The sequence below is a fragment of the Streptomyces sp. NPDC036984 genome (genome assembly GCF_055607665.1).
Window position 1 is genome coordinate 325,883 of record NZ_JBVJRL010000005.1, and the last position, 15,295, is coordinate 341,177.

At 67.6% G+C, this 15,295-nt stretch carries 12 protein-coding genes and 1 pseudogene; 6 read left to right on the forward strand and 7 right to left on the reverse strand.

Annotated elements, in window-relative coordinates; genetic code table 11:
* Positions 1-381: 381 nt before the first annotated feature.
* From ACZ7DL_RS13280 to ACZ7DL_RS13295, 4 genes are all read right to left on the reverse strand, one after another.
* Entirely contained in the window at positions 382-735 is a 354-nt protein-coding gene (locus tag ACZ7DL_RS13280; RefSeq protein ID WP_470774000.1) for a GNAT family N-acetyltransferase, read from the reverse strand.
* A gap of 30 nt (positions 736-765) precedes the next feature.
* Entirely contained in the window at positions 766-1,185 is a 420-nt protein-coding gene (panD, locus tag ACZ7DL_RS13285; RefSeq protein WP_470774002.1) for an aspartate 1-decarboxylase, read from the reverse strand.
* Between the two features lie 490 nt (positions 1,186-1,675).
* Positions 1,676-1,972: a hypothetical protein gene (locus ACZ7DL_RS13290; RefSeq protein ID WP_470774004.1), complete on the reverse strand. Its 297-nt coding sequence runs from the start codon at positions 1,970-1,972 to the stop codon at positions 1,676-1,678.
* A gap of 167 nt (positions 1,973-2,139) precedes the next feature.
* Positions 2,140-3,564 (reverse strand): non-reducing end alpha-L-arabinofuranosidase family hydrolase, encoded by a 1,425-nt coding sequence (locus ACZ7DL_RS13295; RefSeq protein WP_470774006.1) that lies wholly within the window; start codon positions 3,562-3,564, stop codon positions 2,140-2,142.
* Between the two features lie 1,320 nt (positions 3,565-4,884).
* On the opposite strand from ACZ7DL_RS13295, the gene ACZ7DL_RS13300 reads away from it, so the two are divergent.
* Positions 4,885-6,315: an endo-1,4-beta-xylanase gene (locus ACZ7DL_RS13300; RefSeq protein ID WP_470774007.1), complete on the forward strand. Its 1,431-nt coding sequence runs from the start codon at positions 4,885-4,887 to the stop codon at positions 6,313-6,315.
* 208 nt (positions 6,316-6,523) lie between these two features.
* On the opposite strand, the pseudogene ACZ7DL_RS13305 reads toward ACZ7DL_RS13300, so the two are convergent.
* Positions 6,524-6,676: pseudogene (locus tag ACZ7DL_RS13305) on the reverse strand (beta-galactosidase); the annotation flags it as partial.
* 32 nt (positions 6,677-6,708) lie between these two features.
* Between ACZ7DL_RS13305 and ACZ7DL_RS13310 the strand changes: the two are divergent.
* On the forward strand, positions 6,709-6,873 hold the full coding sequence (locus ACZ7DL_RS13310) for a hypothetical protein (protein WP_470774009.1): 165 nt from the start codon (positions 6,709-6,711) through the stop codon (positions 6,871-6,873).
* A 149-nt stretch (positions 6,874-7,022) separates the two neighbouring features.
* Here the strand turns inward: ACZ7DL_RS13310 and ACZ7DL_RS13315 are convergent, their stop codons facing one another.
* Positions 7,023-8,525, reverse strand: coding sequence for an RICIN domain-containing protein (locus ACZ7DL_RS13315; RefSeq protein WP_470774011.1), 1,503 nt, complete (start codon positions 8,523-8,525; stop codon positions 7,023-7,025).
* Positions 8,526-8,670: 145 nt separating this feature from the next.
* A complete protein-coding gene (locus ACZ7DL_RS13320; RefSeq protein WP_470774012.1) occupies positions 8,671-8,796 on the reverse strand; it encodes a hypothetical protein in 126 nt (41 codons plus the stop codon).
* Positions 8,797-8,842: 46 nt separating this feature from the next.
* Here ACZ7DL_RS13320 and ACZ7DL_RS13325 point away from each other — a divergent pair, with 46 nt between their 5' ends.
* The 4 genes from ACZ7DL_RS13325 to ACZ7DL_RS13340 all read left to right on the forward strand — a co-directional run bounded on the left by ACZ7DL_RS13325 (position 8,843) and on the right by ACZ7DL_RS13340 (position 15,213).
* Positions 8,843-9,202 (forward strand): hypothetical protein, encoded by a 360-nt coding sequence (locus ACZ7DL_RS13325; protein WP_470774013.1) that lies wholly within the window; start codon positions 8,843-8,845, stop codon positions 9,200-9,202.
* Positions 9,203-10,719: 1,517 nt separating this feature from the next.
* The gene (locus tag ACZ7DL_RS13330; protein ID WP_470774014.1) at positions 10,720-13,212 is read left to right on the forward strand and encodes an RICIN domain-containing protein; all 2,493 of its coding nucleotides are present in this window, start codon (positions 10,720-10,722) and stop codon (positions 13,210-13,212) included.
* Between the two features lie 123 nt (positions 13,213-13,335).
* Complete coding sequence (locus ACZ7DL_RS13335; protein ID WP_470774089.1) at positions 13,336-13,479, forward strand: hypothetical protein; 144 nt, start codon at positions 13,336-13,338, stop codon at positions 13,477-13,479.
* Positions 13,480-13,551: 72 nt separating this feature from the next.
* Entirely contained in the window at positions 13,552-15,213 is a 1,662-nt protein-coding gene (locus ACZ7DL_RS13340; RefSeq protein ID WP_470774015.1) for an RICIN domain-containing protein, read from the forward strand.
* Positions 15,214-15,295 lie beyond the last annotated feature (82 nt).

A 15,295-nucleotide genomic window follows, 5' to 3' on the forward strand; every position in this document is an offset into this window, starting at 1 on the left:
GCGGGGGGCCCGGCTCGGGGTTGGGGACAGGTTCGGGGCCCGGGGGGATCGGGGACGGTGACGGTTCCGGTGGGCCCGGGGCCGGGGGTGCCGGTGGTGGGGTCGGGTCTGGGGCCGGCAGGGGTGGGGCGGGTTGCGGGCCCGGTTCCGGGGGCGGGACCGGGGTGGGATAGGGATCCGGCGGGGTCGGGCCGGGGCCCGGGGCCGGGCCGGGCGGAACCGGGTCGGGGTGCGGGTTCGTCATGGTGTCCTCCGGGCAGTCACGGGACGTCGCCTCTGGACTACTCCCCCGCCTACCCGACCACCGCGCGGCCACTCACCCGAGGGCAGCACCCGACGGGTCCAGGCGGGTGGCCGGCGGCACAGGGACCGCCGGCCCGCTCAGAACCGTCCCGGGTGGGCGCGCAGCCAGTCCTTCGCGGCCGACAGCAGCCCCGGGTCGGCAGGCGGGGCGACCTCGGGGTGGCGCTCGGCCCACTTCACGACGTACGGGCACAGCGGGGCGACCGGGACGCCCTCGCGCTCGGCGAGGGCATACAGCTCACGGGCGAGCGATCCGGCGATGCCCTTCCCCTCGTGGGCGGGCTCCACGATGGTGTGCACGGGCACCAGCGCCCGTCCCGGTGAGTCGAGGACGAAGTACTCGATGTGACCGACGACGTCTTCGCCGTCCGCCCCGCCGAACGCCTCCAGGCGGCCCGTCGCCCGGTCGTCGCGGATCTCGGTCTCGCTCATGGGCGCACGCTCCTGGTCCTGGTCCGCCGGTCAGGCCCCCACGGCCTGCGGGCTGCGCTGCTGGTCCGAGCCGGGCACGGGCTCGGACGGGTCGGCACCGAGAGACACGATCCGGTTCTCCGCGTCGACGTGCACGACCCGGGGCCGCAGCCGGCGCGCCTCGGCGTCGGTGACCTGAGCGTAGCTGATGATGATCACCAGGTCGCCGGGATGGACGAGATGGGCCGCCGCCCCGTTGATCCCGATGACCCCGGACCCGCGCTCGCCCTCGATGACGTACGTCTCCAGCCGGGCGCCGTTGGTGATGTCGACGATGTGCACCAGTTCGCCGGGCAGCAGGTCCGCGGCGTCGAGCAGATCCGCGTCGATGGTCACCGATCCCACGTAGTGCAGGTCGGCCTGGGTGACGGTGGCGCGGTGGATCTTGGACTTGAACATGGTGCGCAGCATGTTGGACTCCTGGAAGACGGCTCCCTGCCTGCTTTGTACAGGTCAAGGGCGGTCTTCACTGTACACCGGCATGCCTTCGACTCGAAGACTCGCATTTGCGGGCCCGCCCGGGCGGGCATCACGGTCCGTCCGTCGTGCAGGAGCCGGTCCGCCATGGTCTGAGCCCCGAGCAACGCGATGGGCACGTCGGCGAAGTCCACCAGCACCGAGTCGAAGCGCTCACCCTCGTAGGTCTGCGCAGCCCGGGCCAGCTCGACGCAGCGCACGACGAGCGGCCAGTTTCCCGATCTGGCGACGCGGCGCAGCCCGGTGGCCAGGTTGTCCCTGATCGCCGAGGCCGGGAACGCGGCCGAGACGGCGCGGGCGACGAAGTCCCGTCCGATGGGGCTGAGCACCTCGGTGTCGCGCCCAGCCCCGGCGAGTATCAGGCCCTCAGACCCTCGAACAGCCCCTTACCGGACAGCCGTGTGGCGATCAGCGCGAGCGTCGACTACAGGGCATCGGGATGGTCCTCGAATCCGAGGCGCAGGTAGCGGGCGAACGACTCGTCGTACACCCGTACCTCATCCTGCCCGGCCCGCTCGGAGAGCACCGGGGCCAGGACCTTCAGCGCACGGTCGATCCGGTGGCCCCGGTCCGGGACGATCTGCCCGAGTTCCTCGCGGGTGACCGGCATGCCGAGCAGGGTGATGATGTCCGCGACGACATCGGCTTCGGCACCGAGGGCCTCGTACAGGTGGGCGTAGTAGTCCTCCAGTGAATCGCGGTACGGGGGAAGCGCCCGCACCGTTGCGCGACAACGGCACCGGAGGTGAGAGGAACCCCGGCCGCCGCACGGCCGGGGTTCCTCGAAGCGGTGAGTGTCGGTCAGTCTGTGGAATCGCCCACGCCGTGAACCGCTCGCCCACACTCCTGCGGACCGCACCACATCACGGTCACCGTGAATCGGGAAGGTCAGCGCCGCAGAGTGAGGAGACCCGGCCGCCACGGCAGTCGGTTGTAGTCGCCGCCCGCGTCGGGGTCCTTGCCCTGGTAGAGGAACTGCAGGTTGCAGGGGTCGATGGTCATGGTCTGGTCGGGGTTGTTGCGGACCAGGTCACCGTGGCTGATGTCGTTGGTCCAGGTGGCGCCGCTGTTGGCCTTGCCCGCGAAGGGGTTGCTCTCGCCGGCGGCCTGCGGGGTCCACGATCCGTTCAGGCTGGAGGCCGTGAAGGAGCGGAAGTAGCGCCCGTTCGCGCCCATCGCCTCGACGATCATGAGGTACTGGTTCTGGCCCTTGACCTTGTAGACCTGTACGCCCTCGAAGAGGTTGGCCTTCGTGTCGCTCATGATCGTCGTGTACGACGAGCCGAAGTTGCCCGGGAAGTTCCCGATCGGCATGCTCGCCCGGTAGATCTTGCCGTTGTCACCGGCGAAGAACAGGTACATGTTCTGGTCGTCGGCGATCAGGGTCTGGTCGATCGGGCCGGTGTCGGAGCCGGAGATGCTCCCGGTGAACAGCGGCTGCGGAGAGGACCAGCCGTTGGGGTTGGTGGGGTCGCTCGACGTGCGGTAGATGAACGGCCACGCACCCCACTGGTACGCCAACACCCAGATCTTCTTGGGCGCGAAGTAGAACAGCGTGGGCGCCACCGCGGCCTGGCTCATCCCGGTCTGGCCGGCCGACGCCATGTCCGACCAGTTGGTGAAGGGACTGAACATCATCGAGCCGTACGACGATCCCGACACGTTCGACGCGTAGACCAGGTGCCTGCCGTTATGCGTCACGGTGGTGAAGTCCTTCACCGCGGCCCACCCGTTCGCCGGCTGCGCCAGCACACCCGTCGACGTCCACCGGTACGTCGACGGAAGAGGACACGTGCCGTCCGTCGGCGGCGTCCCGGTCAGACCGGTCCACTTCTGGTTGCTGCCGCCGTTGCACGTCCCGATCTGCACCGCCGTACCGTTGGCCGTGCCGATGCCCGTGACCTCTAGACACAGCCCGGACTGTACTCCGACGACCGTGCCGTCGGAGTTCACCCGCCACTGCTGGTTCGCACCGCCGGAACAGCTCCAGATCTGCACCCGGGTACCGGCCGTGGTGGCCTGGCCCGGAACGTCCAGGCACTTGTCGCCGTACACGGTGAGCTGGTTGCTGTCCGTCAGCGTCCACTGCTGGTTGGTCCCGCCCCAGCAGTCGTAGATCTGCAGGTACGTGCCGTTGGTCTGGCTGGCGCCCGGCACATCGAGACACCGGTTCGATCCGACACCGCGCAAGGCGCCGGTGGAAGCCGCCTGAGCCGGGGTGGCGACGAGCATCGCCGCCAACGCGGTCAGGACCGCAACCGCGGCGGCGAGCACCGCGGACGGATGCCTGCGGCTGAAACTTCCTCTGTGCATGGGAACTTCCTCAACCTTGAGTGGGCGGTTCCGGTCGGCCTCGTCAGAGGCTGTCCGGACTGTGGTCCAGTGCGGTGTGCAGCGGCCCGTGAACACCACGGCAGCCCGCTTGTGACTTCCTCCCGTCCTTCGCGACTTCTGGAAGACCGGTGGCGCCCGACGTCTTCGGGCGGCATGGGCGCCAGGGGTGGAGGCTCGGACGACCGAGCGCTCGGGTGGCACGGTCGAACAGGGCGACGACCAGGTATTGGCGAGGCCATGACATACGCATGCGGCACGGCTCCTTGCGGCTCTGCGTTCGGGGCGGCGTGACCCGGCGTCGCCCTGCTGTGCGGGGGATCGACTCGATCCGTCCGACATGTCGAACAAGATGCGGAGTATCGAGCACCTGAATGGTAGGGAACCGGTGAACGGCGTCAATACCTTTCGCATATGTCGATATCGAAGCCGAAACATTCGTGAGAGCCCGTCCATGAAACGGCGCACGTCACACCGACGAATGGCCAAGTAGCACCGCACTTGGCGCCGGAGCGGAGGTGGTCGAGCGCGGCCCGAACGCACCAGTGGGTTCCCGCCGACACCGAAGCGGTGGATCGGTGAGCGAACCTTCGACACCCTGCTACCGCGCCGCCACCTCGTGCGCGGCCATGAGCCCCGCCCAGCCGACGCGCCATCGCGAATCCGCTGATCGATGGCCGACGCGATGCCCCGCCGGCTCACCGGACGCGCCGCGGACCTAGGGGAGTCCACCGCCCCTCGGGCCAGGGTGCCGACGTGCGGGGCGACGCGTCCGTGCGCTCGGCAAGCTGTCGCGCCGAACCGGAAGCACTCGGAGGTTCGCGATACAGCTCGCCGGTCCGACGAAACGGCGCCGGGGCTCGCCACCCGGCTCACCCGATTTCGAAAGTTTCGAACCAGACACAGAAATTTTTCTGCGACGACTATTGACGATGCATCGCCAATGCCTCAATCATTCCTGTCTGAGAAATCGGCCCCAACTCGATATTTCGAACCACACCAGCCCTGGGTCATCCGTGCTGCACGGCAGGTCCACGCACGACTGCACTACAGATCCGCGCCCCAAACCACCTGCGCCACCCCGCTTCGTTCCGGTGAGGTTCGCACCAGCGCATCCTGGCTCTTCACGCAGTTGGGGAGGTACGCGACGCCGGGTGGCGGCCTCCCGGCTGAGCCGCGACGGAGTCCTCCGTACTGCCCGGACTCTGGCCCGCCCCGTCCGTCCGTCTGCCGAATGGGAGCGGACGATGCAATCCCCCTGCGCTTCAGTCCTTCCATGATCTCTACCTTGGAGGCACAGTCATGGGCTCGTACGCCCTTCCCAGACCCGCTGTCCGCCGGAAGATCCGCGGCATGCTGTTGGCGCTGGTCGTCGGCGTCCTCGGGGCGGCCGCCGCACTGGTCGCGCCGCCGACCGCACACGCCGCAGAGAGTACGCTCGGCGCCGCAGCGGCGCAGAGCGGCCGCTACTTCGGCACCGCCATCGCCTCGGGCAGGCTGGGCGACTCGACGTACACGACGATCGCGGGCCGTGAGTTCAACATGGTGACGGCCGAGAACGAGATGAAGATCGACGCCACCGAACCGCAGCGGGGCCAGTTCAACTTCACCTCGGCCGACCGCGTCTACAACTGGGCGGTGCAGAACGGCAAGCAGGTGCGCGGCCACACCCTGGCCTGGCACTCCCAGCAGCCCGGCTGGATGCAGAGCCTCAGCGGCAGCACACTGCGCCAGGCGATGATCGACCACATCAACGGCGTGATGGCCCACTACAAGGGCAAGATCGCCCAGTGGGACGTCGTGAACGAGGCCTTCGCCGACGGCAGTTCGGGAGCCCGGCGCGACTCCAACCTCCAGCGCACCGGCAACGACTGGATCGAGGTCGCCTTCCGCACCGCGCGCGCCGCCGACCCGGCGGCCAAGCTCTGCTACAACGACTACAACATCGAGAACTGGACCTGGGCCAAGACCCAGGCGGTGTACGCCATGGTCCGGGACTTCAAGCAGCGTGGTGTGCCGATCGACTGCGTCGGCTTCCAGTCGCACTTCAACAGCGGCAGCCCCTACAACAGCAACTTCCGCACCACCCTGCAGAACTTCGCCGCCCTCGGCGTCGACGTGGCCATCACCGAACTCGACATCCAGGGCGCCCCGTCCTCGACCTACGCCAGCGTGACCAACGACTGCCTGGCGGTCGCGCGCTGCCTCGGCATCACCGTCTGGGGGGTGCGCGACACCGACTCCTGGCGATCGGGGGACACGCCGCTGCTGTTCAACGGTGACGGCAGCAAGAAGCCTGCCTACACCGCCGTCCTCAACGCCCTCAACGGCGGTTCCACGACGCCTCCTTCGGACGGCGGACAGATCAAGGGCGTCGGCTCGGACCGTTGCCTGGACGTTCCCAACGCCAGCACCACCGACGGCACCCAGCTCCAGCTGTGGGACTGCCACAGCGGCACCAACCAGCAGTGGACTTACACCGACACCGGCGAGCTCAGGGTCTACGGCAACAAGTGCCTGGACGCCGCCGGCACCGGCAACGGCTCCAAAGTCCAGATCTACAGCTGCTGGGGCGGCGACAACCAGAAATGGCGCCTCAACTCCGACGGATCCATCGTCGGCGTCCAGTCCGGCCTCTGCCTCGACGCCGTCGGAGCCGGCACCGCCAACGGCACCCTGATCCAGCTCTACTCCTGCTCGAACGGCAGCAACCAACACTGGACCCGTACCTGATGGGACCTGCCACAGACGAAGGGGCGAATCGATGACGGCCTATGGTGCGGCTCTTCCCGCCCCTCCAGGAAGACACCCTTGACGGTCCCGGGTCGCCGCCGCGGTGGCGGCGACCCTCGCGATCGGCATGGTCGTCGCGGTAATCCGGCGCCCGGGGCGGTGACGGTGGACACCCAGTCCCATTCACCGCACACGTAGGGCCGGGGCGCAGCAGCACCCACATCCTCTCCTGCTGACACAGTTGGATGAACCCGGCGAAGTTCCGCCGGTCGGTGGTCAGGTCGAAGGTTCCCTGCCGCTCCTCCAGGTAGTTCCACATCAGGTACAGCGAGATCGTGTTCAGCCCCATGGCCCTGGCCATCTGGATGCGAGGCCCGCCAGTACGGGACCGGTATGCGTGCCGGATGCATCTCGCCGCCGCGGATCTGGAACGGCTCCCCGTCGAGCAGGAACGCCGACCCGTCCGGGGCGAAGGCGAACGAGTTCCCGGCCGCCAAGGCGTTGCCGGTGACCAGCCGTGCGGCCAGCGGGGTGATCAGCCCGGCGGCCAGAAAGTGACGGCGCTTCATGGGGATCCTCCTCGTGGAACCTGCGCGGAGCCTGCTCGGACGATCGGCCGCCGGAGTGGCAGCCCGGATCGACAGGTTGCCCATCGGTCCTCGGTGACGCGGCTGACCGGCCGGTTCACCTCACATGGCCCGATACCCTCACGACAGGGACCAGGTCTGGCTGCCGGCGCTCGCAGCGGCTCCCGTCTCCTGGTCCACCGCCGCCTTCTCGGCGGTCGACCCGTCCGCTACACCGATGTTCAGGCCGCTGTCTACGCTCACCAGCATGTAGGTACTGCCGGAGTAACTGCCGGCCAGGTCGAGCGCCCACTGCTGGTTGGTGCCGCCGTTGCACCTGAACTGCTGCAGTTGCACACCGGTAGCCGTCGACTTGTACGGCACGTCCAGGCAGAGTCCGCTTTTCACACTGGTCAGCGTGTAGATGTTGTCCGCCACCCTGGTGAGGTTCCACTTCTGGTTGTCGCCGTTGTGGTCCGGAAACTGAATGACCTTGGCCTTTTCGTCCAGGTCGGCCCCGTATACATCCATCGCCATCGAACTCTTGGCATTGATCAGTTCGTGGACTCCGCTGGACGGCAGCCCGCTGCCGGCACTCCAGGTACCGGCAGCGGGATCGAGGGACCAGGTGGGGTACTGGCCGAGGTTGACGGTCGTTCCCCTGATCGTCAGCGGAAGCCAGATCAGCTGGGAGTTGCCGAGGTCGTTCGGGTTCCAGCGGTCGCCGGCGTAGAGGTACGTGGTGCCGGACGTGCCCTGCACGGTGATGATGTTGGCCGTCTGGCTGTTGTAGGTGTTGGTTCCCGGTCCGGCGAAGTCCCGGAACGACGACCAGGGTCCGCTCAGCGATGTGGCGGTGGCATAGACGTTGTCGTTGGTGGCCCAGCCCGACAGGTGGGAGCCGAACACGTAATAGAGGCCGTTGACCTTCACCATGGCGGGCGACTCGATGCTCTTGTCGTCGCTGCCGCCCAGGACCGCAACCGCGCTGTCCACCGAGAGGTAGTCGGCGGAGAGCCGGTCGATGCGCAGACCGTGCCGGCGGTCCTCGCTCAGCAGATACGCGGTGCCGTCGGTGTCCTGGAACAGGCCGATGTCACGGCTCTCGAAGCCGAGCGGCCGGAAGCTGCCCCGGTGGGTGTACGGCCCGCACGGCGTACTGCTGGTTGCCACCCCGACCTTGGCCTCGGAGTAGCTCGGGTTGTCGATGTGCATGTACATCACGTACGTGCGCGTCGAGGAGTTGTAGATGACCTTCGGCCGCTCCACGATCCGGTTCGGCCCGAGGTCACCGCTGCTCTGCTTCGCCAAGGCCACGCCCTGATAGGTCCAGTTGGCGAGGTCGGTCGAGGTGTAGCAGGGGATGTTCCGGAATGACGCGTTGTCCTTGGTCCGCCCGGTCTTGTCCTCGCCGAAGCCGTACCAGGTGTCACCGACGTCGGCGATGCCCAGGCCGTGCAGTTGGAGGGTGTTGCCGTTCTGGTCGGTCCTGGTGGCTCCCAGGGTGAACGAGACAGTGACCGCGCTCGCCTGCGCGGTGGGAAGCAGGAGTCCCGCAAGGCTGAGGAGCAGCGTCGGTAACGCGGTGGCGACTGTGCGGAGGCGGCCGCCGGGCCGGAGGTCCCGGGATCTTCCGATGGGCATGTCTCTCACCTCTCGTTCGAGGTCTGTGGAGTCCGACGGGCTCAGTACCGGCGCGCGGTGGCCGTCGGTGCACCGACGTGGCCGACAGGAAGGGGTGCAGTCCCACTGCAGGAGACATGGAAAGGGCGACGTACCCGCCTCAGCGTCACATCACGGCATCCGCGGTCACATCGCCCCCTCCCTGCACCAGTTGCAGCCCGGCAGCGGCGATGATGACGGCGGTTGTCAGCAGCAGGCAGGCCCGAACGATGGTCTGGGCTTCTACCGGCACTTCGCCTCCAAGGACGACGTGGTCGTGGCCTATCTGCTGACCGAGGATGCCTACTACCGGGGGGGTGGCCGAACCGCTGGCCGCCGGACACCCGCCGGCGGAGGCGATCGATCTGATCTTCGAGGCCATCGCCGAGCACGCCCGCGAGCGCGGCTTTCGCGGATCGCCCTTCCTGAACGCGGACGCCGACCATCCCGTCCGCGGCCTGGTGACGTCCCACCGGGACTGGCTCCGCACCCTCTTCCAGGAGCTGCTCACCCGGCTCGGCCACGCCGACCCGGTGTCGGCCGCCGATGCGCTGCTGATGCTGTACGACGGCGCGATGGCCGCCGGCTATCTGGACGACGCGACGGCCGCCCACAAGACCCTGCTGGACGCGGTCAGGCTCATCCGATCGGGCGGCTGACCCCGTCGGGCCCGCGCGAGACAGCGGCCCTGTGCGAGGCCCCGGCCGGGCTGGGGCACGGGGTGGTTTCATGGAACCTTTTGATCCCTGTTCGACGTGCACCGGGGACCCACCGCAGGTCTCTGCCTGGAGGCCTCCCGCGCGGGAGGCCGAGAGGCCGCACCCAAGAGGCAGGAAGACCGGTCGTTCTCTCCATCGACGATAACCCCCTCAGCGGACTCACGCCAGTGGTCGATCCACTTGCAGGCTCCCTCACTGGTCCACCGCTGCCACAGAGGTCCGCCGGCTTGCACGGCCGACCTCCTCTGCTCCCTGATCTCTCGACACAGGCGACGACTGTGGTCGAGGTGGCACCGACCATCGAGACCCATGTTGCGCGGACGGCAACCAGCACAACTGCCCCGCCCGGCCCCCGCTGCAGCGTGCGGCGACCGGGTCCGGACAGGGAGAGCGCAGACGAAGAACATTGCATGACGACCCCTGGGGCAGACAGCAGCGACCCTGGAAACTCAAGGCGCAAAGACACGAGATCGATCAGAAACAAACGTCATCCAACAGCCCGCCCATGACACCTGTTCGGAGTGTCGAACGTCAAGGGCTGTGCGCGGCTTTTCTCGACTTGAGGTCACGCCAAGAGATCCGATGATCACGCGTATGGGCGTGCTCCCATGGCTCCGCGCAGCCGTGAGCCGTGGTGAGGCGTTTGAGGAAGCGCGCAGAGAAGCCCAGAACAGGCCCTGTGCGGCCAGGACATTCGCCGCAAGCGCCTCGGACTTTCACTCAACCGGCCGCGGCAAGAGCTCCCACGCCAACCCCTCAGAAAACAACATCTTCCTCGGCCCAGTGTCTTGACAGTCTTGCGTGAGCACGCGGTACAACTACGCCATTGGGCATGATGCGTTGACCTCGACCGCCGCGGACACATGCCCTGGCAGCCGTCGATGAAGAACGTTCACCGGTACTGCCTCATTGACCACCACTGATGCAGGCGGGGGTATCCCTCCCTCACGCCATCGACAGGATCACCCATGACGATCCCCCGTTCCCGTTCGCCGACCAGACCGACCGTCTCTCGGCGAGTTCGGCACTCATCGGCTCGCTGCACAACACGCACGGCCAACTTCACCGCTGCGCGACCCAAATTCCGTGTCGCTTTGGTCGCTTGAGCATCGGTCACTCGCAGCATCCGTACGGCGCCATCGAGCCGGGCAAGCCAGGCAGGTAGCACCCTTCATGTCTCGGCGCACGGACAGATCCGCATCCCCGGGGGACGGGTCCTAGGTAAGCGCGTGCCAGTTCACCGGCAGCGTCGCTGATCAGTCTCGCTGGCCCTGCGAAACCGCGAGGCGCCCCCGGCCGACCGCCGCTGCCGTGCACGGATCGGTCCAGTGCTACCCGCTCGAGAGCCGCCCACCCCCCAACCCGTAAACGCCGGCAGCCCGATGTTCGGCATGCCCGAAACGCCCTCAGGAAGGACGATCCTGATGCTTTCTCATACCCGCCCGCCTACGGTCGACATGAGAGGCCGACGCTGCTGGACGGCAGTTCTCGCCGTCGTCGGGCTCTGCTTGGCGCTGGTCACCGGCGTGGCACCGACCCGTGCACACGCCGCGACAGGGACCCCGATCAGCGTCGACGGCAATTCCCAGGGTCGCACGTTCGACGGCGTCGGAGCCATCAGCGGTGGCGGTGGCAACACCCGCCTGCTCGTCGACTACCCCGAGCCGCAGCGCAGCCAGATGCTGGATTACCTCTTCAAGCCCGGCTACGGCGCGTCCCTGCACATGTTGAAGGTGGAGATCGGCGGCGACACCAACACCACCGACGGCGCCGAATCCAGCATCGAACACTCGCCGGGCAGCATCAACTGCAACAACGGCTACGAGTGGTGGCTGATGCAGCAGGCCAAGCAACGCAACCCGAACATCAAGCTGTACGCCCTCGCCTGGGGCGCCCCGGGCTTCCTCGGCGGCCACGACTTCTGGTCCACCAGCTCACCGTCGACGGTGGACTACCTCATGACCTGGCTCGACTGCGCCAAGAAGCACAACTTCACCATCGACTACCTCGGCGGCTGGAACGAGAGGTACGACAGCAAGAAGAGCCCCGCCTGGTACGAAGCCCTGCACGCCGCCCTCGTGCAGCACGGCTATGCCGCCACGAAGGTCGTCGGCGCGGACAACAACTGGCAGAACACGGACGACATCGCGTCCAACTCCGAGCTGTCCAAGGCAGTGGACATCCTCGGCACACACTACCCCTGCGGCTACCGAAGCGATCAGAAGGACTGCTCCCCTACGCACAACGGGAGCAACGGAGCCGCGCAGGCATCCGGGAAACAGCTGTGGGCGAGCGAGAACGGCTCGGACGACGCCGACTACGGCGCCGTAGCGATGGCCCGCGGTATCAACCGCGGTTACCTGGACGGCAAGATGACCGCCTACATCAACTGGCCCATCGTGGCGTCGATCTCCCCCAACCTCGACTTCAACGGCGTGGGCTTGATCCAGGCCAATCAGCCCTGGTCCGGCGCTTACAACGTCGGCCGCAGCACCTGGACGATGGCTCAGACCAGCCAGTTCGCCTCCCCCGGCTGGAAGTACCTCGACAACTCCGGCGGCTATCTCGCCGGCGGCACCGACAAGAGCAAGGGCAGCTACGTCAGCTACGCGGCCCCGGACAAGTCCGCCTGGAGCACCGTCTTAGAGACCATGGACGCCACCGCCGACCAGACCGTCTCCCTCTCCGTCACCGGTGGTCTGCCCAGCGGCACCCTTCACGTCTGGACAACCGACCTGAGCGACGACCATCCGCGCATGGTGGCCGCGCCCGACCTGACGGCGACCGGCGGCACCTACCAGCTCACCCTGAAGCCCAAGCACCTGTACACCGTCACCACCACCACCGGGCAGGCACCCGGCACCGTCACGGGCCCGCAGCGCACCATCCAGAAACTCCCCTACTCCGACACCTTCTCCGGATACCACACGGGCTCGGAGGCCAGGTACTTCGCCGGCATGAACGGCGCCTTCGAGGCAGCGCCCTGCGGCGGAGGGCGCAGCGGCCAGTGCCTGCGCCAGATGACCACCACAACGCCGATCCGGTGGACCGACGAGTCCAGGAACCAGCCGTACACCACCATGGGCGACGTCAACTGGTCCAACTACACCGTCTCCGCAGACGTGTTGCTGGAGAAGTCGGGAGCCGGAGCCGACCTGCTGGGCCGCGTCGGCTGGCAGAAGAAGAACAACAACGGTCTCAACGCCTATCACCTGACCCTCGACACCGCAGGCAACTGGGCCCTGCAGAAAAGCGACCAGGCGTGGAACTTCACCACACTCCCGGGCGCCAGCGGCAAGCTTGAGAAGGCGCCGGGCACCGACACCTGGCACCGGCTCTCCCTCACCTTCCAGGGCAGCACCATCACCGCGAAGATCGACGCCACCCAGGTCGCCCGTCTCACCGACAGCGGCTACGGCGCCGGACAGATCGGGCTCGGCACCGTCTGGGACTCCGACACACATGGGTACTACGGCGTCCAGTACTCCAACCTGTCCGTCACCCCGGGTACGACTACGAACCTGAACGGGACCTACAAGATCGTCAACGTCAACAGCGGCCTGGCGCTCGACGCCCAGCACGAAGACACCGACAAGGGAACGCCGATCGTCCAGTATCCGTTCAAGGACCAGTCGAACCAGAAGTGGACGCTGACCGCCGACGAGGACGGTTACTACACCATCACCGGCGTCGGCAGTAACAAGGTGCTGGACGTGTCGAAGAAGACCACGTTGCCCGAAACCCAACTGCAACTGTGGGACGGCAACGACGGCACCAACCAGCAATGGGCGGTGACACCGTCGACCGACGGCGCCTTCACCATCGAATCCCGCAACAGCGGCCACCTGATCGACGTCTTCCACGGCTCAAAGGACGAAAAGGCCCCGGTCATCCAGTGGAACCCGAACGGAGGCAGCAACCAGCAGTGGAAGCTGGAGAAGGTCGGATGACCGACCCGCACTGAGCGGGGCCGCCGCGGGCCGCGGTCGACCGCGCCCCGACGACGGAATATCAGGGGCGGTGGACACCCACTGGACGCGGTGCGCCTCCTCATCGGACGTGAGGCGGCGCACGTGCACGCCCGGCCGAGACGGTGTCCGGAAAACCCGACCGGCGCGGGAGACGCGTGCGTCGCCGCGTTCGCCGCCGGCCTGGCCGCCAAGCGGACCTGCCGTGACCTGCTGCGTGGCGCACGGCCCTCACGGCCGCCGCTCTGAGGTGGGCTGCTGGAGCTCCGTATGCGCCGCGCCGGGCCCCTCACCACGCAAAGACTCAAGGAAGAGGTTCTCATGCGAATATGCAGACGTCTCGCTGCTCCGGTCGGCCTGGGCCTTGCGGCCTGTGCCCTGACCGGGACCGGCGCTACGGCCCACGCGGCCTCCGCAGCTCCCGCCTCCGGCACCGTATACACCCTGACGAACGCCGCGAGCCACATGCTGATGGACGTCCAGTACGGCGCCACCAGTCCCGGCAAGCCGATCGTCCAGTGGCCGTCGAACAACGCGGCCAACCAGCAGTGGCTCCTGACCCGGACCAGCTCCAGCGCGTACACCGTCATGAGCGCCCACAGCGGCCTGTGCCTGGACACCCCAGACCCGCAGAACTCCACCCCGCCTGTCCAGCTCGTCCAGAACAGGTGCGATGGCGCCGCCAGCCAGCAATGGAAGATCGAGCCCGTCGGCGACGGCACCTACACCCTTGCCAACGCCGCCAACGACCGCCTGCTCGTCGACAACGCCAAGTCGTCCACCACCAAAGGCACCGAGATCATCCAGTGGCCGTCCAACGGCGGCCCCAACCAGCACTGGACCCTCACCCCGCTCACACGGGTCGGCACCTACACCGCCGGCCTGATGTACAACGGACCCTCCTTCACCAACCAGAGCATCCGGATGGTCGCGCACACCAGCGTCGCCGGGTCCATGCTCCGCGTTCGACTGAGCAACCTCTACGGCACCAAACCGCTGACCATCGACGCCGTCGACCTGGCCCGGCAAGGCAGCACCCCCGGCACCGTCGTCCCCGGCACCCACCGGACCGTCACCTTCGACGGCAGCGCCTCCGTCACCATCCCCGCCGGGCAGGACGTCGCCAGCGACCCGATCCCGATGGCCGTGGACGCGAACACGGACCAGCTCGTGAGCCTCCACCTGCCGGGCACGCCCGCCGGCACCACCTGGCACGCAGAGGCACAGGAAACCGCCTGGATCTCCACCGACGGCAACCACGTCACCGACGACGGCACCGGCAACTACCCGAGCACGAAAACATCCTGGTACTTCCTCGACGGCCTGGACGTCGTCTCCCCGACCGCCACCGGAACCCTGGTGTGCGTCGGGGACTCCATCACCGACGGCGTCGGTTCCACTCGGGGCGCCAACCACCGCTGGCCCGACTACCTGGCCCAGCGCATGAACTCCGCCTCCAGCGGCCCCACCCTCGGCGTCGTGGACGCCGGCATCGGCGCCAACCGCGTGCTGACAGACGCCAACGCCAACAACCCCAGTCTCCAGAACCGATTCGCCCACGACGTGCTCGGCCAACCCGACGTCAAGAACATGATCCTGCTGGAGGGCATCAACGACATCGGCAGCAACATCGGCCCGAACGGATCCAGCCCGGTGACCGCCGCGGACCTCGAGAACGGCATGCAGGCCGTGATCCACAAAGCCCATGCCGCCGGCGTGAAGATCATCGGCGGCACGATCCTGCCCTTCAAGGACGCCGGCTACTACACGACCTACGGCGAGCAGGTCCGCCAAGCCGTCAACCAGTGGATCCGCACGAGTGGCGCCTTCGACGGCGTCATCGACTTCGACAGGGCAATGAAGGACCCCGGCAACCCTCTGGCCCTCAAACCCGCCTACGACAGCGGCGACCACCTGCACCCCAACGACGCCGGCTATCAGGCGATGGCCAACGCCGTGAACCTCTCCCTGCTCACGCCGTGACACCGTGACGTGGAGCCTCTGCGGACCCGCTGATTGAGAGCGCAGATGCAGCGTTGGGCCCCGCACTCCACGGAGTGCGGGG

What these genes read in the sequence shown, in the direction of transcription:
- ACZ7DL_RS13340 (WP_470774015.1), top strand. Translation starts at nt 13,552, where the DNA reads ATGCGAATATGCAGACGTCTCGCTGCTCCGGTCGGCCTGGGCCTTGCG.
- panD (WP_470774002.1), bottom strand. Translation starts at nt 1,185, where the DNA reads ATGCTGCGCACCATGTTCAAGTCCAAGATCCACCGCGCCACCGTCACC.
- ACZ7DL_RS13330 (WP_470774014.1), top strand. Translation starts at nt 10,720, where the DNA reads ATGAGAGGCCGACGCTGCTGGACGGCAGTTCTCGCCGTCGTCGGGCTC.
- ACZ7DL_RS13315 (WP_470774011.1), bottom strand. Translation starts at nt 8,525, where the DNA reads ATGCCCATCGGAAGATCCCGGGACCTCCGGCCCGGCGGCCGCCTCCGC.
- ACZ7DL_RS13280 (WP_470774000.1), bottom strand. Translation starts at nt 735, where the DNA reads ATGAGCGAGACCGAGATCCGCGACGACCGGGCGACGGGCCGCCTGGAG.
- ACZ7DL_RS13300 (WP_470774007.1), top strand. Translation starts at nt 4,885, where the DNA reads ATGGGCTCGTACGCCCTTCCCAGACCCGCTGTCCGCCGGAAGATCCGC.
- ACZ7DL_RS13295 (WP_470774006.1), bottom strand. Translation starts at nt 3,564, where the DNA reads ATGCACAGAGGAAGTTTCAGCCGCAGGCATCCGTCCGCGGTGCTCGCC.
- ACZ7DL_RS13325 (WP_470774013.1), top strand. Translation starts at nt 8,843, where the DNA reads ATGCCTACTACCGGGGGGGTGGCCGAACCGCTGGCCGCCGGACACCCG.
- ACZ7DL_RS13310 (WP_470774009.1), top strand. Translation starts at nt 6,709, where the DNA reads ATGCGTGCCGGATGCATCTCGCCGCCGCGGATCTGGAACGGCTCCCCG.